Origin of the sequence: Rhizobium rhizoryzae (assembly GCF_011046895.1) — a bacterium.
GTDB classification, from domain to species: domain Bacteria; phylum Pseudomonadota; class Alphaproteobacteria; order Rhizobiales; family Rhizobiaceae; genus Neorhizobium; species Neorhizobium rhizoryzae.
In genome coordinates this window covers 3,299,961-3,316,218 of the sequence record NZ_CP049250.1, presented here as the reverse complement: position 1 = coordinate 3,316,218, position 16,258 = coordinate 3,299,961, and the positions used below count along the sequence as shown (strand labels likewise).

Annotated in this window: 24 protein-coding genes; 13 read left to right on the top strand and 11 right to left on the bottom strand. The window is 60.0% G+C overall.

What is annotated here, in order from left to right:
* Positions 1 to 21: 21 nt before the first annotated feature.
* The 3 genes from G6N80_RS21920 to G6N80_RS21910 are packed head-to-tail and all read right to left on the bottom strand — an operon-like array spanning position 22 to position 2,070.
* Positions 22 to 819, bottom strand: a complete 798-nt coding sequence (locus G6N80_RS21920; RefSeq protein ID WP_062552923.1) for a VOC family protein — start codon at positions 817 to 819, stop codon at positions 22 to 24.
* A gap of 29 nt (positions 820 to 848) precedes the next feature.
* Positions 849 to 1,319 (bottom strand): DUF1579 domain-containing protein, encoded by a 471-nt coding sequence (locus G6N80_RS21915; RefSeq protein ID WP_062552922.1) that lies wholly within the window; start codon positions 1,317 to 1,319, stop codon positions 849 to 851.
* A gap of 22 nt (positions 1,320 to 1,341) precedes the next feature.
* Positions 1,342 to 2,070, bottom strand: a complete 729-nt coding sequence (locus G6N80_RS21910) for a DUF899 domain-containing protein (protein WP_062553231.1) — start codon at positions 2,068 to 2,070, stop codon at positions 1,342 to 1,344.
* Positions 2,071 to 2,129: 59 nt separating this feature from the next.
* Between G6N80_RS21910 and G6N80_RS21905 the strand changes: the two genes are divergently transcribed.
* Positions 2,130 to 2,576 carry a MarR family winged helix-turn-helix transcriptional regulator gene (locus G6N80_RS21905; RefSeq protein WP_165136813.1) on the top strand — a complete coding sequence of 149 codons (447 nt, stop codon included), beginning with the start codon at positions 2,130 to 2,132 and terminating at the stop codon, positions 2,574 to 2,576.
* Here the strand turns inward: G6N80_RS21905 and G6N80_RS21900 are convergent.
* Positions 2,569 to 3,330, bottom strand: coding sequence for an RES family NAD+ phosphorylase (locus tag G6N80_RS21900; protein ID WP_165136810.1), 762 nt, complete (start codon positions 3,328 to 3,330; stop codon positions 2,569 to 2,571). The two genes, G6N80_RS21905 and G6N80_RS21900, sit on opposite strands and share 8 nt — an antisense overlap.
* Complete coding sequence (locus tag G6N80_RS21895; protein ID WP_165136807.1) at positions 3,290 to 3,667, bottom strand: MbcA/ParS/Xre antitoxin family protein; 378 nt, start codon at positions 3,665 to 3,667, stop codon at positions 3,290 to 3,292. Before G6N80_RS21895 ends, G6N80_RS21900 begins: the two co-directional genes overlap by 41 nt.
* A 131-nt stretch (positions 3,668 to 3,798) precedes the next feature.
* Between G6N80_RS21895 and G6N80_RS21890 the strand changes: the two genes are divergently transcribed.
* From G6N80_RS21890 to G6N80_RS21880, 3 genes are read left to right on the top strand one after another with little or no spacing between them, the layout of a single operon-like run.
* Positions 3,799 to 4,386: a YqaA family protein gene (locus G6N80_RS21890; protein ID WP_062552918.1), complete on the top strand. Its 588-nt coding sequence runs from the start codon at positions 3,799 to 3,801 to the stop codon at positions 4,384 to 4,386.
* 49 nt (positions 4,387 to 4,435) lie between these two features.
* A complete protein-coding gene (locus G6N80_RS21885) occupies positions 4,436 to 4,690 on the top strand; it encodes a type II toxin-antitoxin system Phd/YefM family antitoxin (RefSeq protein WP_062552917.1) in 255 nt (84 codons plus the stop codon).
* Entirely contained in the window at positions 4,687 to 4,959 is a 273-nt protein-coding gene (locus G6N80_RS21880; protein ID WP_165136804.1) for a Txe/YoeB family addiction module toxin, read from the top strand. Before G6N80_RS21885 ends, G6N80_RS21880 begins: the two co-directional genes overlap by 4 nt.
* Before the next feature lie 18 nt (positions 4,960 to 4,977).
* Here G6N80_RS21880 and G6N80_RS21875 read toward each other — a convergent pair whose 3' ends face one another.
* Together G6N80_RS21875 and G6N80_RS21870 are read right to left on the bottom strand one after the other, a co-directional pair.
* Complete coding sequence (locus G6N80_RS21875; protein WP_165137259.1) at positions 4,978 to 5,805, bottom strand: aldo/keto reductase; 828 nt, start codon at positions 5,803 to 5,805, stop codon at positions 4,978 to 4,980.
* A 92-nt stretch (positions 5,806 to 5,897) separates the two neighbouring features.
* The gene (locus G6N80_RS21870) at positions 5,898 to 7,079 is read right to left on the bottom strand and encodes an MFS transporter (protein WP_165136801.1); all 1,182 of its coding nucleotides are present in this window, start codon (positions 7,077 to 7,079) and stop codon (positions 5,898 to 5,900) included.
* A gap of 107 nt (positions 7,080 to 7,186) precedes the next feature.
* Here G6N80_RS21870 and G6N80_RS21865 point away from each other — a divergent pair, with 107 nt between their 5' ends.
* The 6 genes from G6N80_RS21865 to arsB all read left to right on the top strand — a co-directional run bounded on the left by G6N80_RS21865 (position 7,187) and on the right by arsB (position 11,608).
* On the top strand, positions 7,187 to 8,092 hold the full coding sequence (locus G6N80_RS21865) for a LysR family transcriptional regulator (RefSeq protein WP_062552913.1): 906 nt from the start codon (positions 7,187 to 7,189) through the stop codon (positions 8,090 to 8,092).
* Positions 8,093 to 8,182: 90 nt separating this feature from the next.
* Complete coding sequence (locus G6N80_RS21860; RefSeq protein ID WP_156379017.1) at positions 8,183 to 8,344, top strand: hypothetical protein; 162 nt, start codon at positions 8,183 to 8,185, stop codon at positions 8,342 to 8,344.
* 183 nt (positions 8,345 to 8,527) lie between these two features.
* The gene (locus tag G6N80_RS21855; protein ID WP_062552912.1) at positions 8,528 to 9,415 is read left to right on the top strand and encodes a branched-chain amino acid aminotransferase; all 888 of its coding nucleotides are present in this window, start codon (positions 8,528 to 8,530) and stop codon (positions 9,413 to 9,415) included.
* A gap of 253 nt (positions 9,416 to 9,668) precedes the next feature.
* Positions 9,669 to 10,028 (top strand): ArsR/SmtB family transcription factor, encoded by a 360-nt coding sequence (locus tag G6N80_RS21850; protein ID WP_062552911.1) that lies wholly within the window; start codon positions 9,669 to 9,671, stop codon positions 10,026 to 10,028.
* Between the two features lie 12 nt (positions 10,029 to 10,040).
* Positions 10,041 to 10,565: an arsenate reductase ArsC gene (locus tag G6N80_RS21845; protein WP_165136798.1), complete on the top strand. Its 525-nt coding sequence runs from the start codon at positions 10,041 to 10,043 to the stop codon at positions 10,563 to 10,565.
* A 5-nt stretch (positions 10,566 to 10,570) separates the two neighbouring features.
* Complete coding sequence (arsB, locus tag G6N80_RS21840; protein WP_165136795.1) at positions 10,571 to 11,608, top strand: ACR3 family arsenite efflux transporter; 1,038 nt, start codon at positions 10,571 to 10,573, stop codon at positions 11,606 to 11,608.
* Positions 11,609 to 11,656: 48 nt separating this feature from the next.
* Here arsB and G6N80_RS21835 read toward each other — a convergent pair whose 3' ends face one another.
* A complete protein-coding gene (locus G6N80_RS21835) occupies positions 11,657 to 12,172 on the bottom strand; it encodes a DUF4142 domain-containing protein (protein WP_165136792.1) in 516 nt (171 codons plus the stop codon).
* A gap of 87 nt (positions 12,173 to 12,259) precedes the next feature.
* Positions 12,260 to 12,589, bottom strand: a complete 330-nt coding sequence (locus tag G6N80_RS21830; protein ID WP_062552907.1) for a hypothetical protein — start codon at positions 12,587 to 12,589, stop codon at positions 12,260 to 12,262.
* A gap of 178 nt (positions 12,590 to 12,767) precedes the next feature.
* Between G6N80_RS21830 and G6N80_RS21825 the strand changes: the two genes are divergently transcribed.
* The 3 genes from G6N80_RS21825 (at position 12,768) to G6N80_RS21815 (ending at position 15,063) form a co-directional block, all read left to right on the top strand.
* On the top strand, positions 12,768 to 13,370 hold the full coding sequence (locus G6N80_RS21825; protein ID WP_062552906.1) for a superoxide dismutase: 603 nt from the start codon (positions 12,768 to 12,770) through the stop codon (positions 13,368 to 13,370).
* Positions 13,371 to 13,608: 238 nt separating this feature from the next.
* Positions 13,609 to 14,052 (top strand): c-type cytochrome, encoded by a 444-nt coding sequence (locus G6N80_RS21820; protein ID WP_062552905.1) that lies wholly within the window; start codon positions 13,609 to 13,611, stop codon positions 14,050 to 14,052.
* 96 nt (positions 14,053 to 14,148) lie between these two features.
* The gene (locus G6N80_RS21815) at positions 14,149 to 15,063 is read left to right on the top strand and encodes a c-type cytochrome (RefSeq protein ID WP_062552904.1); all 915 of its coding nucleotides are present in this window, start codon (positions 14,149 to 14,151) and stop codon (positions 15,061 to 15,063) included.
* Positions 15,064 to 15,164: 101 nt separating this feature from the next.
* Here the strand turns inward: G6N80_RS21815 and G6N80_RS21810 are convergent, their stop codons facing one another.
* Both G6N80_RS21810 and G6N80_RS21805 read right to left on the bottom strand, forming a co-directional pair.
* Positions 15,165 to 15,731 carry a type 1 glutamine amidotransferase family protein gene (locus tag G6N80_RS21810; protein ID WP_165136789.1) on the bottom strand — a complete coding sequence of 189 codons (567 nt, stop codon included), beginning with the start codon at positions 15,729 to 15,731 and terminating at the stop codon, positions 15,165 to 15,167.
* Between the two features lie 18 nt (positions 15,732 to 15,749).
* The gene (locus tag G6N80_RS21805) at positions 15,750 to 16,238 is read right to left on the bottom strand and encodes a GNAT family N-acetyltransferase (RefSeq protein ID WP_165136786.1); all 489 of its coding nucleotides are present in this window, start codon (positions 16,236 to 16,238) and stop codon (positions 15,750 to 15,752) included.
* Positions 16,239 to 16,258: the final 20 nt, after the last annotated feature.

The following is a 16,258-nucleotide window of genomic DNA, read 5'->3' as shown; positions in this document are numbered from 1 at the left end:
TTGCGGCGGCCATGGTTCGCCTTACGATCCGGCAGACACCAGCGAAAAATGCGCGCCTTGCGGATCGATGGCATTGATGATGAAGCTGCCACCCGGCACTTCCTGTGGCCCGAAGATGACCTTGCCGCCAGACGCTTCGATGGTGGTCACGGCCTGCTGCACGGAAGGCACGTTCACGTAATAGGCCCAGCACGGCACCGGCACCTGCGGCGGCCTTGTCATCATCCCGCCGATCGGCTGGCCGTTATGGGCAAAGATCAGGTATTTGCCCATGTCGCCCATATCCATGGCGTGATCCAGCGCCCACCCGAAAACCTTGCCATAGAAGGCGAGCGCCTCTTGCGCCTCACCCGCATAAAGCTCGTGCCAGCCGAATGTCCCCGGCGTTCCCATGGCAGCCATGGGCGGCGGGTTGTCCATTGGCTTGGGTGTCATGATGCAGATCACCGCCCCGTGCGGATCGGCCACCACGGCAAAGCGACCGACATCGGGAATGTCTTCTGCTGGCCGGCGAACGGAACCGCCTTCGGCTTCGAATTGCCGGACAGTCTCATCCACGTCGTCCACGCCCACATAGCCGGTCCAGTTCGGCGGCATATGGCCTGCCATCTCGGGTGGGATTGTCATGAAGCCCGCAACACCGCAGTCCTCGTCACCTGCGCGCGTATCGAAAATACCGTATTCGAAACTGTCCGCCCCTGGCATGGGCATGCGTTTGGCACTCCAGCCCACGACCTTTGCATAGAAATCGCTGGCGGCCTGCATGTCGGTGGTCATCAATTCGCACCAGATGAATTTTCCATGGGCTGTCGATGGCATGTCATCTCCTCTTGTGGGGCAGGGGAATTTCAGGAAAGGCGGCGGTACTCGGCCCGCATGAACTCATTCCAGCTTCCATCCGGCTGGCGGGCGCTGGAGGTAAAGACACGGGTGTCATCATCCGTGAAGGTAATCTGCTCCCGATAATCCTGCATGACAGCGGGATCACCGAAACTCGGGCCGTTGGTGTAGAGGCTCAGGCTCTGGCCATCGGCGGAAAGCTCCCCTTCATACACCCACATGTGTTCCATCATGCTGCCGATCCAGCTTCCGGTGTATTTACCGGTCCTTCCATCATGCCCGAGCGTCAGCTGGGTGGTCGCTTCCTGCCCGTTGGGCATCCGGCCCTGGCCCTCCGCCAGAAACCATATGCCATGCAGAGAGCGCACGGTCTCGACCCAGTCCGATCCGTCAGACATCTCGGCCGCTGACACCTGCCAGCGTCCGACGAGCCGATTGAGAAACGCGTGTTCCTCGCGGGGTTGCGGCATTTCCATCATGTCGGTCTCCTCCCGTAGTCTGTTAATGGCAGCAGCCACCGGTTTTCGGCGCCGTCTCATATTCGTCATGGCGCTTGATGAAGTTCATCGTTTCGCTTTCATTGCGGCCAAGCGGTGCCGTATCGAGGATCATCATGGTCGCCAGCCATTCCTCGCCGCCGCGCGCATAGGACGAATAGGTATGGAAAATCTGGCCCTGCCCATCACGATAGAAGGCGGATTGACCGGGCAGTTCGTCATGCGCCTGCGGCGTCGGGGTCTCACGGAAATTGTAGAAGACAGAGCCTGATGCGAGCTGTTCGGGTGTGAACGACACGCCGAAATCATAGTTGAAGCGCGATCCGAAGGATGACACCCAGGGGAATTTCCAGCCCATGCGGCGCTTGTAGGCTTCGATCTTCTCCAGCGGCGCGCGCGATACGCACACCAGTGTCACATCATGGTGGTTCAGATGCGCAAGCGTGCCGTCCAGATGATCGGCGAGGAAGGAGCAGCCCTCGCACCCTGCCTCCCAGTCCGGCCCGAACATGAAGTGATAGGTGATCAGCTGGCTGCGTCCGTCGAACAGGTCGCTGAGGCTCTTCTCGCCCGTCGGCGTCTGAAAACGGTAATCCTCCTCCACCTTCACCCAGGGCAGCGCCATCCGCTCGCGGTTGATGGCATCACGCAGACGGGTCATTTCCTTTTCGCGAACCAGAAGCTGCTTGCGCGCCTCCAGCCATTCCTCGCGGCTTGCCACTGCATGCTCCATCGCTGCCTCCTCAGACTGGATCATCTTGACAAATAGGTTGATATCAACATATATAAGCCATGTCAAATGAAGTTGTGATTCCTTTTTCGACAACCATTCATGTTCGCGATACCTGCCTGTGTCTGCATGCGCAGCGGGCGGCACGTGCCCTGGCGCGCCGGTTCGATAATGCCCTGCGGCCCGTCGGTCTCACAAACGGGCAGTTTTCCATGCTGATGTCCCTGAACAGGCCGCAACCGGCAACGATGAGTTCGGTCGCCTCGGTACTGGATATGGACCGCACCACTCTGACGGCAGCCCTGAAACCCTTGCAGCGGCGAGGGCTGATCGATGTCTTGACCGACCCTAAGGATGCCCGCAGCCGGCTGCTGAAATTGACGGAGGAGGGGCTGCTTCTTCTTCAGCGCGCTTTGCCGATCTGGACGGCAACCCACGCACAGGTGGATGAGGATCTGGGTGAGGGCGGCTCCGAGGCGCTGCGGCAGGGAATGGCCAGGATCAGGTGAGGCGGCTGGCGATCCGCGGATCCTGCGCAAAATCATCCAGCCGAAAACCGATGCGCTGGCGCGGGAAGTCGCAAAGCGCCTGCACATGGCGGGCGGAGAAATGAATGCGCCAGCTCTGGCGCTCCACCGGCTCGCGCTTCGCAAAGCCTTTGGCCGTCAGGAGCGCGATGTTCATGCCACGGGCCGGATCGCGCACCGAGCGGTACAAGAGAGCCTCGATGCCTGCCGTTCGTGCGCTATCCGCCAGCGTCTGACAGGCGCTGTACTCTGTCGGATGCGTCCAGAGCAGATCGTCCTCGGACAGTGGCGGCGCTGAAAGGTCGAGACCTGCCTGCGTGCTGATCTCAGCTGCAAAGGCAGTATAATCGGCAGCATTCGCCGGAAGTGGCGTCAGCGGAGATTCGGCAAAGAACAACAGTCGGTAAAATGCCATCTCCGCCACAGCGGTCGATACGGCTTTGGCTGCGTAGAAGACGCCCGGAGTTCGGCCCGCACGGCGAAAGCGGGAGCCATGGGGGTAGATCGCACCGTAGCGAAACGGCGTGGCCAGCAGATAGTCCAGTCCGATTGCCTCCGGCGGAAGAACGGGCTTTGTGGCCTCCAGCAGGCTTTCCAGAAGCGCCTGTTCATCCACCGTATCCACCAGTTTCATGGTCGATACCTGATGCTGCGCTTCCACCAGTCGCCAGAAGCGGCCCTCGATGGGCTGTGCTTCAGACGAGAGCGCGTCGGGCGTCCAGATAGGCAAGGACATCGGTCAAACCTGCAATCGTGAGAATACGGTCGATCGGCACGCCACCGAGCGCGCTGTTTTCGTTGCGCATCCAGGCGCGGGCCACGCCTTCGTCGCCCCCGGTGATGGCATCCAGCGAGCGAAATAGGCGGATGAACAACAGGGCCAGTTCGAACGACTTCTCCTCCGGTGAAAGTGTCAGGTCACCGCGCTTGAGGCGCGAGATCGAGGCCTCGGATAGGCCCAGAATGCGACCCAGCAGACGCCCCCGTATTTCCAGCCGCTCGCAGGCGCGCAGCACCGCTTTTGACACCACGACACTGGCGGTTGACGAGTTTTCTCTTTCTGGCGAAACCATTGTGCTCAATCCTTTCCACTGAAAGGTAGTGTGGCTTCCAATCTTTGGCAAGTCCCATCGTCAGGGGCAATCACCTTGCAACGCCGTTCATCACCCTCTAAGGCGGCGGGGTCATTCTTCGAGGAATTCCCATGCTGCGCAAACTCTACGCCTGGACCATGGCGCTCGCTGCCCGCAAGGCTGCCGCGTGGTGGCTCGCCATCATCGCCTTCGTGGAAAGTTCCTTCTTCCTCGTGCCCGCCGATGTGCTTTTCGTACCCATGGTACTGGCGAGGCCAAAGCGCGCCTATCTCTATGCGGCCATCGCAACGGCGGCATCGGTGCTGGGCGGAATCCTGGGCTGGATGATCGGTCATTACGCGTTCGAGACGATCGCAAAGCCGGTTCTCGCTCTCTACGGCAAGCTCGATACCTTTGATGAACTGGCCGCGTCCGTGAACTGGGAAACGATCCTCCTGCTGCTCGTCACCTCCGGTGCCGCGCATCTGCCACCCATCAAGGTGGTGACCATTCTTTCGGGCGTCGCAAATTTCAGCCTGTTCTGGTTCATCGTCTCGGCCATTGTCGCTCGTGGCGCGCGCTTCTTTGCGCTGGCCTGGCTTCTGAACCGCTATGGCGAGGAAATGCGCCACTTCATCGAAAAACGCCTCAGCCTCATCACCGGCATCGCGGCCGTTCTTCTCATCGCGGTGTACCTGGCCTACCACTTCCTGCGTTGACGTGTTGCCATAATATATGTACAGATTTCTGTACATAAAAAGGTGACCTATGCCTCACGTTCGCTTCACGGAATTCCGACAGAACTTCGCCTCGCATTTTGATGCGGTGCTCGAATCGCGAGCGCCGCTTCTGGTGACGCGTCAGGGAGCGGAATCCGTGGTCGTCATCGCGGAAGGCGAATTTGAGAGCATGCAGGAGACGCTGCATCTTCTCTCCAACCCTGCGAACGCGGATCGCCTGCGTGAGAGCATGGAGCAGTTGGCTGGGGGCAAGGTGATCGAGCGGGATCCGACCGGCGAATGAAACTGGTCTGGACCGAACAGGCCTGGGCTGATTATGAATTCTGGGTTGAGAGTGATCAGGCAGTGGTCCTGCGCATCCATCAACTGATCAAGGACATGAAACGGTCGCCCTTTTCCGGGATAGGTAAGCCGGAACCGTTGAAAGGCAGTCTCTCCGGTTTCTGGTCCCGCCGCATCACTGCGGACCATCGCATTGTTTATAATGTTGCAGGCGCCGGAGAAGACCAGCGCCTGCAAATCATTCAGTGCCGATATCACTACGTGAAGTGAGATCGACCGCTCCCCCGCTCAATCCCAATGGGGCGGGCGCAGGTGACCGGGGTTGACGATGCGGCCGTCGGGCTTGGCAAGCTTTGAAATCTCGCCCATTTCCGCGTCCGTCAGATCGAAATCGAAGATGTCGAAATTCTCCTGAAGGCGCTCCACGGTCGCCGTTTTGGACAGCGCGATGACATCCTTCTGCTGTACGGCCCAGCGCAGCGCCACCTGTGCCGCCGTCTTGCCATGGCGCGAGCCGATGTCTTTCAGCACCTCGTCCTTCGGCACGCGGCCATCCGCCATCAGATAGTAAGCGGTCAGGGAAATGCCGTGTTTGCGGGCCGCTTCCAGCAGTTTCGACTGGTCGAGATAGGGGTGGAGTTCCACCTGGTTGGTGGCGATCGGCGCATCCGAAAGCTTTGCCGCTTCCTCCATCATGGCGATGTTGAAGTTGGAAATGCCGATATTGCGCACCTTGCCCGCCTTTTTGACGGCGTTGAGGCTCTCCATGCGGCTGGCCAGCGGCACATCGCTTTGCGGCCAGTGCAGCAGAAGCAGGTCCACATGGTCCGTCTTCAGCTTCTTCAGGCTTTCATCCACGGATGCGGCAAAGGCATCGGGTGCAAATTTGTCGACCCAGACCTTGGTGGTCAGGAAAATGTCGCCGCGGGCCACGCCGGATTGCTGGATGGCAGCGCCGACCTCGGCCTCGTTGCCATAGATCTGCGCCGTATCGATGTGGCGGAAGCCAAGCTCGATCGCCTTGGGAACGACGCGCATGACATCTTCGCCCGGCATGCGGAAAGTGCCGAAGCCGAGCGCCGGGATGTTGGCGCCATTGGCGGTAACGGTCTCAATCATATGTACCTCGTCAAACATGGTGGTGAAAAAGGGGCCTTTCGGAAGGCCGGAATGGAACCCGTTGTAACTTGGGTTCCAGATCCGTCAGGTCAAGCCGTGGGTCTCGCAACGGCAACCTCGGGCGCATCCTGGCTGCCGCGCATGGCAAGCCACGCAACGATTACGGCAAGCACCGGGAAAACAACCGCGACATAGGGCACGGCGGCCAGACCCGGCCCATGGTCGATGGCATAGCCACCGGCCCAGGCGCCCAGTGCATTGCCCAGATTGAAGGCGGCAATGTTGAAGCTGGACACTAGCACTTCGCCTGCACCCTTCGCCTTGCCCATCACCCACATTTGCAGCGGCGCAACGGTGGCAAAGGCGGCGATGCCGGTCAGGCCAACGATCAGCACGCTGGACCAGCCCGAGGCGAAGAAGAGCGGCATGAGCCCGAGCGACAGGCCAAGCGCGATCAGCGTGACCGTCAATGTCCTGCCGAGATTGCGATCAGCCAGTTTTCCACCCAGAATATTGCCGATGATCATGCCGCCGCCGAATACGAGAAGAATGGGCGAGACGGCGCTGTCCGAAAGACCGGCCACCTGTGTCAGAAGCGGCGCGATATAGGTGAAAACGGTAAAGACACCGGCATAGCCGAACACCGTCGTGGCAAGGCCCAGCAGAACCGGCAGGCGGCCAATGGCACGCAGGTCCGCCCGCCAGTCTGTGACGTCAGGTGCTTGGTCGTCCTTCGGCAACAGGGCGGCGATGACCAGCAACGCGGCGATGCCCACGAGACTTACGGCCCAGAAGGTGGAGCGCCAGCCCAGTGTCTGGCCAAGCCAGGTGCCGAACGGAACGCCCAGGACGTTCGCAACCGTCAGGCCGGTAAACATGACCGCAATGGCGCTGGCACGCTTGTTTTCTGCAACGAGGCTGGTTGCCACCACGGAGCCGACGCCGAAGAAGGTGCCGTGCGCAAGCGCCGTCACCATGCGGGCTACCATCATCAGCGAATAGCTGGGGGCAATGGCGCAGACAATGTTGCCGATGATGAAGATGACCATCAGGCCGAGAAGTACGCGCTTGCGCGGCATGCGCGCAGTCAGGATTGTCATGATAGGCGCACCGAAGACCACGCCAAGAGCGTAGCCGGAAATTAGCAGTCCGGCCTGCGCAATGGATACGCTAAGGTCAGCCCCGATTTCCCGCAGCAATCCCATGATCACGAATTCGGTGACCCCGATTCCGAAGGCGCCCGCAGTCAGGGCGTAGAGAGCGATAGGCATAATCGAACTTCCTATTGTTCGAATGAAAGGATGTCCGGGAGATAGCCTTGCTGGTTCTTGTGAACTAGAATGCCGGATAGAACATCACCTGTGACATAGAGGCACAAATGGCGCGACTGGATGTCAACCGCTCGGCGGAAATGGAGGTCTATGTGGCCGTGGTGGAGCAGGGCGGCTTTTCAGCTGCTGCGCGCGCACTTTCCCTGACGCCGTCTGCCGTCAGCAAGCTGATCTCTCGTCTGGAGAGCCGCCTGAATGTTCGGCTGATCAACCGTTCCACGCGCCAGTTCCGGTTGACGCCGGAGGGCCGGGAGTTCTACGAGCGATCCGCCTCCATTCTCGCCAGTATCGAGGATGCGGAACGTGCCGCGGCTTCTGCCGTGGAAGCGGTGGGCCGCATTCGCCTCAACACCAGTTCCGTCTATCTGGCACACCGGCTCAATCCGCTTCTGCCGAAGTTTTTGGCACGCTTTCCGGGCGTAACGCTCGATATCGCCCAGACCGATACGGTGGTAGACTTGATGGCCGACCACACGGATATCGCGGTTCGCACCGGCCCGCTGAAGAGTTCCAGTCTCATTGCCCGCAAGCTGGGCGAGACCCGTCTCACGGTGGCGGCGTCTCCCGCCTATCTGGAGCGGCATGGAACCCCGCTCCACCCGGATGAGCTCTCCCGGCACAATCTTCTCCGATTCGGCTATAGCCGTAGTGTCCGCGACTGGCCGTTCCGCGAGAGAGATATCGAAATCGCCGTCACCCCATCCGGTCGCGTGCAGGTCAATGATGGCGAAGGCATGCGCCAACTCGCGCTGGCGGGAATAGGCATCGTGCGCATGGGCTCGTTCGTGGTGGCGGACGATATCCGGGCGGGGCGACTCGTGCCTCTGCTGGAGGAGTTCAATCCGGGCGACCGCGAAGAATTCTACGCCGTCTATGTCGGCCAGAAAGGCCCGCTTCCCTCGCGTATCCGCGCACTTCTCGATTTTCTGGCGGAGCATGGCCGCGTCGAATGAGGTGGCATTTGACGCAACGCATGGCAAGCACCGAATTTGTGCCGCATAAGCATGCGAAGACGCGTGTTCGATGAATGAGAAACGAGGCCTATGCGTATTACCTGGTTCCTGTTGCTTGTGGCTCTCATCGCCATTGTCATGAGTATCCCGATGATCGACCGCCAGTTCAGCTCGGCAAGAATATCCGGCCAGAACTCCGGCCAGGATTCTCCACTCCTGCCGCAGCCGCAACAGCATCAGCGCCAGCCGTGATGGTGATCGATCACTCAGGCTGATAGGTCTATGTGTGCGCCTGACCGATGGAGGCGGGAAATGTCCGGATTTTCCGCTTTGGCGCAATTTTCTTTCAATCAAAAAATCAGCGGCAAAAAATTCTTGACCCTCCCGTCTCACGGGCATTCAGTGGCGTGAAAACGGTATCCGAGGAGAAGAAAAATGTCCGTCAACACAGCGCCCCGCAGCACCACCTGGACCTTCGTCGATGGCGAATGGATCAGCGGTAACCCGCCGCTCATCGGCCCGACATCGCATGCCATGTGGCTGGGCTCCACGGTGTTTGACGGCGCGCGTTGGTTCGACGGCATCTCGCCGGATCTCGATCTGCATTGCCAGCGCGTCAATCGCTCCGCCATCAACATGGGCATGAAGCCCACCAAGACGCCGGAAGAAATCGAGCATCTGGCGCTGGAAGGCGTGAAGAAGTTCGATGGAAAGACCGCCATCTACATCAAGCCCATGTATTGGGCCGAGCATGGTTCGCCCTTCTCCGTCGTCGCTGCCGATCCGGAATCCACCCGCTTCGCGCTCTGCCTGTTCGAAGCACCCATGCATACCGCCCAGCCCAGTTCGCTGACGGTATCGCCCTTCCGCCGGCCGAACCCGGAAGTCGCCATGACATCCGCCAAGACCGGCAGCCTCTACCCCAATAGCGGGCGCGCGATCATCGAGGCAAAGAACCGCGGTTTCGACAATGCCCTGATGCGCGACATGAACGGCAATGTGGCGGAAACGGCGTCCTCCAACATCTTCATGGTCAAGGACGGTGTCATCATGACGCCGGTTGCCAATGGCACCTTCCTCTCAGGGATCACCCGTTCGCGCGTCATCGGCCTGTTGCGCGCCGCCGGTCACGATGTGCGCGAATGCACGCTGACGGTGGAGGATTTCAAGGCCGCCGACGAGATCTTCACCTCCGGCAACTATTCCAAGATCGTGCCGATCAACCGCTTGGACGACCAGCAGTTCCAGGAAGGCCCCATCGCTCGCAAGGCACTGGAGCTTTACATGGACTGGGCAAAGTCGGGCAAGAAAGCCGCGGCTTGAGCAAGGGTTTGGAGGCGCCTGCGCGGCGCCTCAGACTGCTGACAATTCTGCCTACCACCCGCGACGTCATCCTCGGCCTTGTGCCGAGGATCTACTGACGTCCAACAAAATCAAGCGTTTGTAGATGCTCGGGACAAGCCCGAGCATGACGGAAACTCGCTGAAAGCCCTTTATGAATAAACTGGCGCTACCACGAGTCGCCTTCCTCGCTTTCAGCATTGACACGCCCAAACATATCCATTAATCCGGATATATGGATGAGAAAAACGTAATTGATGCGCTTGGCGCACTGGCGCAGTCCACGCGGCTGCAAACCTTCCGGCTCCTGGTTTCCAGAGAACCGGAGGGCATGGCGGCGGGTGAAATTGCCAAAGCGCTGGATGTGCCGCAAAACACCATGTCCGCCCATTTGTCCACGCTGTCGCAGGCTGGTCTGGTTCTGGCCGAACGTCAGGGCCGCTCCATCATCTATCGCGCCGATCTCGATGGATTGCGTGCCGTGACATTGTTTCTGCTGAAAGATTGCTGCGGCGGAAACTCCCAGATCTGTGCTCCCATCATCGCCGAACTCACGCCCTGCTGCGCGCCGGGTGCAAACACCAAGACCTGCTAGAGACCGGATATCATGACCGAAAAAATCTATAGCGTGCTGTTCCTCTGCACGGGCAATTCAGCGCGCTCTATTCTGGGCGAGGCCATTCTCCAGAAAGAAGGGCAGGGGCGTTTCCGTGCCTTTTCCGCCGGCAGCCAGCCCAAGGGCGAAGTCCATCCGCTGGCCCTGAAAACGCTTGCGGCGCTGGACTACCCGCATGAAGGGTTTCGCTCGAAAAGCTGGGATGAGTTCGCGGAACAGGGCGCGCCCGTATTCGATTTCATCTTCACTGTCTGTGATAATGCAGCAGGGGAAGCCTGCCCGGTCTGGCTTGGTCATCCGGCAACGGCGCATTGGGGCATCGAGGATCCGGCTGCCGTGGAAGGCACCGAGGTTGAAAAGCTGCAGGCCTTTGCCGAAGCCGCCCGTTTTCTGAAAAATCGCATTGCCGCCTTCGTCAATCTGCCTCTGTCCTCTCTGGATAAGCTCGCGCTTCAGGCGAAGCTGAAGGAAATCGGCGCCCTGGAAGGCGCTACCTCCGGTAACGGTAAAGGCTGAGCATCGTGTCGACCTTCGAAAGATATCTCACCCTCTGGGTCGCCCTGTGCATTGTTGTCGGCGTGGCGCTCGGTCATGCTTTTCCGGCAGTGTTCCAGGCCATCGGTGCGCTGGAAGTGGCAAAGGTCAATCTGCCGGTTGCGGTTCTCATCTGGCTGATGATCATCCCGATGCTGTTAAAAATCGATTTCGCCGCCTTGAGAGAGGTCGGTCAGCACTGGCGTGGTATCGGCGTTACGCTGTTCATCAACTGGGCGATCAAGCCCTTCTCGATGGCGCTGCTCGGTTGGTTCTTCATCGGCTGGCTGTTTCGACCCCTGCTTCCGGAAACGCAGATAGACAGCTATATCGCCGGCCTCATCCTGCTGGCGGCGGCTCCCTGCACAGCCATGGTGTTCGTCTGGTCGAACCTCACCAAAGGTGAGCCGCATTTTACGCTGAGCCAGGTAGCGCTGAATGACGCGATCATGATTGTCGCCTTCGCGCCCATCGTCGCCCTGCTGCTCGGTCTGTCCGCTATCACCGTGCCGTGGGATACGCTGGTCCTGTCGGTCGCGCTCTACATCGTCATTCCGGTTGTCGTTGCGCAGGTTATCCGTCGTGCGTTGCTGGCCGGGGGTTCGGCGGATGCGCTGGACAGGCTGCTGGCACGTCTTGGCCCGCTGTCGCTGGTAGCGCTGCTCGCTACACTCATCCTGCTCTTCGGCTTTCAGGGAGAACAGATCATTGCCCAGCCGGGCGTCATCGCGCTGCTTGCCGTGCCGATCCTCATTCAGGTCTATCTGAACTCGGGTCTCGCTTATCTTCTCAACAGATGGTCGGGCGAGAAGCACTGCGTAGCCGGCCCCTCGGCGCTGATCGGGGCATCGAACTTCTTCGAGCTGGCGGTCGCCGCAGCCATCAGCCTGTTCGGCTTCCACTCAGGGGCCGCTCTTGCAACGGTCGTCGGTGTGCTGATCGAGGTGCCGGTCATGCTGACCATCGTCTGGATCGTCAACCGCTCGAAGGGCTGGTACGAAGCCTCGCCCCGCGTCGCGAGATGAATCTCTTTCCCCGCCTGCCGTCGTGACAGGCGGGGAAATGTTGTTCACTCAGCCGAGCGAGTTCTGGATCGTCTTCAGCATGGCAAGATGCGTTTCGATGGCCGGTACGGCCACCGTCGAAGCACCTCGCGCCATCTCGTCCTTGCCGGAGCGGGCGTAGTCCTTGTGGATCGCCAACAGCTCCTCATGGCCCTTAATCTGGCCTTCGATGTACATCTTGTCGAATTCCGCACCCTTGGCTGCCTGCAGCTTTTGCAGCATGGCCTTGTGCTTGTCGTCGAGGCTGACTGCACCGGGTTTCGAGCCGAACGCTTCGGCGACCGCCGCCTGTTCACGAATCTCAAGCTGGGCGAAAGTTTTGACTGCCGGGGAAGAGGCGTTCTGAGCCGCCAGCTTGCTGGTTTCGGTGGCGAATTCGCCGCCCATCAGCGCCTTCATCTTGTCCTTGCCCATGGCGCTGCCCTTCGCGCCTGCTGCCTGACCTGCGCCCTGCGCAAGCACATGGGTCGCAAGCGGGAAGGCGCTGGCAACTGCCATTCCGGCCAGAATGTTGCGTCTGTTCATGATGTCTCTCCTGAGTTTTCCCGCTTGCGCAACAGGCAGCAGGCCCTAAGAGTTCCATCGGTTTCTGTACGGTAGCAGACGGTATGCCTACCGCTTCGGCGTAACCTTCACCTGGTCTGCAGAAAGCTCCGAGCCCACTTCGGCCTTCTTCGTCTTCTTGTCGAACACGCAGATGGTGGAAATAGTCTGTTTTGCCCCCTTGGCCTTGCCGCTGACGAGCGCCAGGCCATAGCTCTCGCTGCCATAGGGATCCACCACGCTCACCGGTTTCTCGATGAGCCGCGATGCCGCCTTGCCGCAGGCCGCCTCCACCTCCTTCGCAAATCCCGCCCAGGCATCGTCCGAGGAGGCATGAGCTGCAAGCGTCGACGCGCACAGCAGGAGGCCGGTTGCGAAGACGACGGTTGGTTTTGTCATAAGAATCTCCTGAAAATTTTCCGGCGTGACGAAGCCTGAGGAGGGAGCAAAACTTTGCTGGAGTCAAATGGCGGATGTGCCGAATTTTCCCCTCTGGCCGGTTGCCTATGGCCGCGCGGGAACCTATGTTCCCGCTCAACCTGATATCCAAAGGTTCTGCCGAAAAAGGAGTAAGATTATGGCCTTCGAACTTCCTGAACTCCCTTACGACTACGAAGCCCTGCAGCCCTTCATGTCGAAGGAGACGCTGGAATACCACCACGACAAGCACCACAAGGCCTATGTCGACAACGGCAACAAGCTGGCTGCTGAAGCCGGTATGGCAGACCTGTCTGTCGAGGAGGTCGTCAAGAAGTCCTTCGGCACCAATGCCGGTCTCTTCAACAATGCTGCCCAGCACTACAACCACATCCATTTCTGGAAGTGGATGAAGAAGGATGGCGGCGGCAACAAGCTTCCGGGCAAGCTGCAGGCTGCAATCGACAGCGATCTCGGCGGCTACGACAAGTTCAAGGCAGATTTCATCGCTGCCGGCACCACGCAGTTCGGCTCCGGCTGGGCCTGGCTGTCGCTGAAGGATGGCAAGCTCGTCATCTCCAAGACCCCGAACGGCGAAAACCCGCTGGTTCACGGCGCGTCCCCGATCCTCGGCGTCGACGTCTGGGAACACTCCTACTACATCGACTATCGCAATGCGCGTCCGAAGTATCTGGAAGCCTTTGTCGACAGCCTGATCAACTGGGATTACGTGCTGGAAATGTACGAAGCCGCTTCCAAGTAAGCGCGAACCATCGCAGGTTGAAGCCCGGCGGGAGCCATCGCTCTGCCGGGCTTTTTCGCTTTCCGTCATGGTTTACAGCCGGTGAAAACCTGAGCTTTCGCTACATTTTGGCGCAGCGGTTCACAACTTTGTGTGCGCCGAAAAACGCCTTTCTTTCAACGTGCTGGCGTGTAATCTGCGGCTGTTGTCGAGACGCTTCGGGGATGGCCTGTCGCGTCACAAGCGAGAGGGAAAATTCATGAAGTTCCGCACAGCCATTGCCGCCACCATGGCCATCTGTCTTGGCGCCGCTGCAGCCATTGCAGCCGATGAACCGCAGGCCGTCCGCCAGGCGCAGATGAAGCAGATCGGTGCTTCTGTCGGCGCGCTCGGTGCGATTGCCAAGGGTGAAAAGCCTTACGACGCTGAAACGGTGAAGAAGGCACTTTCCACCATTGCCGCTGACGCCAAGGATTTTCCAAACCACTTCCCGGCTGGTTCCGAAACCGGTGGCAACACGGCTGCAGCGCCCGCCATCTGGCAGAACATGGATGACTTCAAGGCGAAGTCTCTGAAGCTTTCCAAGGAAGCTGAAACAATCCTCGCTTCCATGCCGGCTGATCAGGCAGCGGTAGGTGCTGCTCTGAAGACGCTCGGCGGCGAGTGCAGCGCCTGCCACCAGACCTACCGTCTGAAGCGCTGATTGAGTTAATTCGCCATGGCCTGATCGTGATGTTCAGGCCGTGGCAAGCTTGCCTGGCTTTAACCAGGCCAGTTATCGGAAATTGAGAGAGCGTTCATGGCGTCCACCCTGACAAAGATTATTCTCGGCTGTCTGGTCGTGGTGGCAGGCGGCGGTGCCGCGGCCTATGCTCTTACCAAGCCGAAGCCGCATCCGGCCGAATATTGGGCCAATCTGGGCAGCCCGGATGTCGCCAATGGCGAGAAACTGTTCTGGGCAGGCGGCTGTGTCAGCTGTCATGCCGCAACGGGTGCCAAGGGCGAAGATCTCAAGGTCCTGTCCGGCGGTCACGCACTGCCGACGCCGTTTGGCACCTTCAACGTTCCCAATATTTCGCCGGACCCCAAGGCGGGCATCGGCAACTGGACGCTGGCGCAGTTCGGCAATGCCATGACGCGCGGTGTCGGCCCGGAAGGTGAACATCTTTATCCGTCATTCCCCTACAGTTCCTATGCGCGCATGACGCCAAAGGACATCAACGACCTCTTCGGCTATATCAAGACGCTGCCCGCCAGCTCCAATGTCGCGCCCGCGCATGATCTCGGCTTCCCCTTCAACATCCGCCTTTCGCTCGGCGGCTGGAAACTGCTGTTCCTCGATGACAGCCCACGCGTTCAGATCGCCAATGCCAGCGATCAGGTCAAGCGCGGGCAATATCTCGTGGAAGGCCCGGGCCATTGCGGCGAATGCCACACGCCGCGCAATGCGCTGGGCGGTCTGGAAACCGGCAAATGGCTGGCCGGTGGCCCGAACCCGGAAGGGCAGGGCAAGATCCCCAACATCACGCCCGGCTCCACCAGCATGGGCAAATGGAGCGAGGATGAGATTGTCAGCTATCTGGAAACCGGCTTCACGCCGGAATTTGACAGCGTCGGCGGCTCCATGGCGGAAGTGCAGCAGAACATCGCGCATCTGCCCAAGCAGGATATCCAGGCCATCGCCGCCTATCTGAAGGCCGTGCCGAAGCAGTAGCGACAACACGGTATCGGAAGCTTTGAGCAGACGTGCAGAGCACCTGACACTGCTCATTTTCACCTGATCCGTTCAGCCGGGACGCCGTCGGCGGGGCAAAATCAGGAGAATTCAGCCGCAAAACCGTTCAGTTCTGCCTCGGCCTCTTCGGTCCAAAGCCCGAGCGCCTTGAGGACTTCGCGCGCAAAGGTGAAGGGGGAGGTGCCGGGGGCGGTGATGACGCCCTGATCGCTCACCGCCTGCGGTTGGTTCTGATAATGGGCTTCACCGTGATACCCGCCATGGGCCTGATGGGAGGTGAGGCTATTGCCGGTGTGGCGAACGCTGTCAAGAATGCCGCTTCGCGCCAGAACGCTCGCCGCCGCGCAAATGCCTGCCACCACTTTCCCCTGCGCGCGGAACTGGTGGATCAGTTCGTTGAACGCAGGCGCTTCACCTTTTTCCCAGATGAGACCGCCGGGTATGACCAGCGCATCGAAGAGTGCCGGATCGAGGCTGGCATAGTTCGTATCCACCAGTACCCGCAGCCCGCCCATGGAGGTCACCGGGCGGCCATCGGGTGAAGCGGTGACGATCTCGACGCCCAGATAGCCGCGCGCGGCTGCCATCAGCAGCGCTGGCTCCCAATCGGCATAATCTTCCGTCAAGGCAAGGGCGATACGGGTCATCCGGAAATCCTGATTTTCTTAGGCGAGAGCCTGCATATAGCGCATGCCTGTCACCGGGCGCGGCACGAAGTCCATCTGCTCGTAGAAGCGATGGGCGGCGAAATTGCCGGTCGCCGCCGAAACGGAAAGATAATCGCAGCCCTGCGCAATGGCGCAATCGCGCGCGCGGCTCACAAGGTGCTGGCCAATGCCGTGGCCGCGATGACCATCGCGCACGAAGAGGTGGTGCAGGTCCATGCCGCGCTTGCCTTCCTGCGCCCGGTAAAGGGGCACCAGAATGGCGTAGCCGATCAGTTCTTCGCCCGCATCTGCCACAAGCGCCTGGATCCAGGGCATAGGGCCGAAGAGATCGCGCTGCAGCTTGTCGGGCGTCATGGCCGCCGCATCGCCGTGATGGGCTGCGAGAAGCGCAATCATATGGTTGAGCTCGGGCAGATCGCGCGGCTTGGCAACGCGGATATTCACGACGGCGGGGCGGACGAGGGAAATTTCAGTATCTTCGGTCATTGCGGCATCCTCTTCTAGGG

What these genes read in the sequence shown, in the direction of transcription:
- G6N80_RS21920 (WP_062552923.1), bottom strand. Translation starts at nt 819, where the DNA reads ATGCCATCGACAGCCCATGGAAAATTCATCTGGTGCGAATTGATGACC.
- G6N80_RS21915 (WP_062552922.1), bottom strand. Translation starts at nt 1,319, where the DNA reads ATGATGGAAATGCCGCAACCCCGCGAGGAACACGCGTTTCTCAATCGG.
- G6N80_RS21910 (WP_062553231.1), bottom strand. Translation starts at nt 2,070, where the DNA reads ATGGAGCATGCAGTGGCAAGCCGCGAGGAATGGCTGGAGGCGCGCAAG.
- G6N80_RS21905 (WP_165136813.1), top strand. Translation starts at nt 2,130, where the DNA reads ATGTCAAATGAAGTTGTGATTCCTTTTTCGACAACCATTCATGTTCGC.
- G6N80_RS21900 (WP_165136810.1), bottom strand. Translation starts at nt 3,330, where the DNA reads ATGTCCTTGCCTATCTGGACGCCCGACGCGCTCTCGTCTGAAGCACAG.
- G6N80_RS21895 (WP_165136807.1), bottom strand. Translation starts at nt 3,667, where the DNA reads ATGGTTTCGCCAGAAAGAGAAAACTCGTCAACCGCCAGTGTCGTGGTG.
- G6N80_RS21890 (WP_062552918.1), top strand. Translation starts at nt 3,799, where the DNA reads ATGCTGCGCAAACTCTACGCCTGGACCATGGCGCTCGCTGCCCGCAAG.
- G6N80_RS21885 (WP_062552917.1), top strand. Translation starts at nt 4,436, where the DNA reads ATGCCTCACGTTCGCTTCACGGAATTCCGACAGAACTTCGCCTCGCAT.
- G6N80_RS21880 (WP_165136804.1), top strand. Translation starts at nt 4,687, where the DNA reads ATGAAACTGGTCTGGACCGAACAGGCCTGGGCTGATTATGAATTCTGG.
- G6N80_RS21870 (WP_165136801.1), bottom strand. Translation starts at nt 7,079, where the DNA reads ATGCCTATCGCTCTCTACGCCCTGACTGCGGGCGCCTTCGGAATCGGG.
- G6N80_RS21865 (WP_062552913.1), top strand. Translation starts at nt 7,187, where the DNA reads ATGGCGCGACTGGATGTCAACCGCTCGGCGGAAATGGAGGTCTATGTG.
- G6N80_RS21860 (WP_156379017.1), top strand. Translation starts at nt 8,183, where the DNA reads ATGCGTATTACCTGGTTCCTGTTGCTTGTGGCTCTCATCGCCATTGTC.
- G6N80_RS21855 (WP_062552912.1), top strand. Translation starts at nt 8,528, where the DNA reads ATGTCCGTCAACACAGCGCCCCGCAGCACCACCTGGACCTTCGTCGAT.
- G6N80_RS21850 (WP_062552911.1), top strand. Translation starts at nt 9,669, where the DNA reads ATGGATGAGAAAAACGTAATTGATGCGCTTGGCGCACTGGCGCAGTCC.
- G6N80_RS21845 (WP_165136798.1), top strand. Translation starts at nt 10,041, where the DNA reads ATGACCGAAAAAATCTATAGCGTGCTGTTCCTCTGCACGGGCAATTCA.
- G6N80_RS21835 (WP_165136792.1), bottom strand. Translation starts at nt 12,172, where the DNA reads ATGAACAGACGCAACATTCTGGCCGGAATGGCAGTTGCCAGCGCCTTC.
- G6N80_RS21830 (WP_062552907.1), bottom strand. Translation starts at nt 12,589, where the DNA reads ATGACAAAACCAACCGTCGTCTTCGCAACCGGCCTCCTGCTGTGCGCG.
- G6N80_RS21825 (WP_062552906.1), top strand. Translation starts at nt 12,768, where the DNA reads ATGGCCTTCGAACTTCCTGAACTCCCTTACGACTACGAAGCCCTGCAG.
- G6N80_RS21820 (WP_062552905.1), top strand. Translation starts at nt 13,609, where the DNA reads ATGAAGTTCCGCACAGCCATTGCCGCCACCATGGCCATCTGTCTTGGC.
- G6N80_RS21815 (WP_062552904.1), top strand. Translation starts at nt 14,149, where the DNA reads ATGGCGTCCACCCTGACAAAGATTATTCTCGGCTGTCTGGTCGTGGTG.
- G6N80_RS21810 (WP_165136789.1), bottom strand. Translation starts at nt 15,731, where the DNA reads ATGACCCGTATCGCCCTTGCCTTGACGGAAGATTATGCCGATTGGGAG.
- G6N80_RS21805 (WP_165136786.1), bottom strand. Translation starts at nt 16,238, where the DNA reads ATGACCGAAGATACTGAAATTTCCCTCGTCCGCCCCGCCGTCGTGAAT.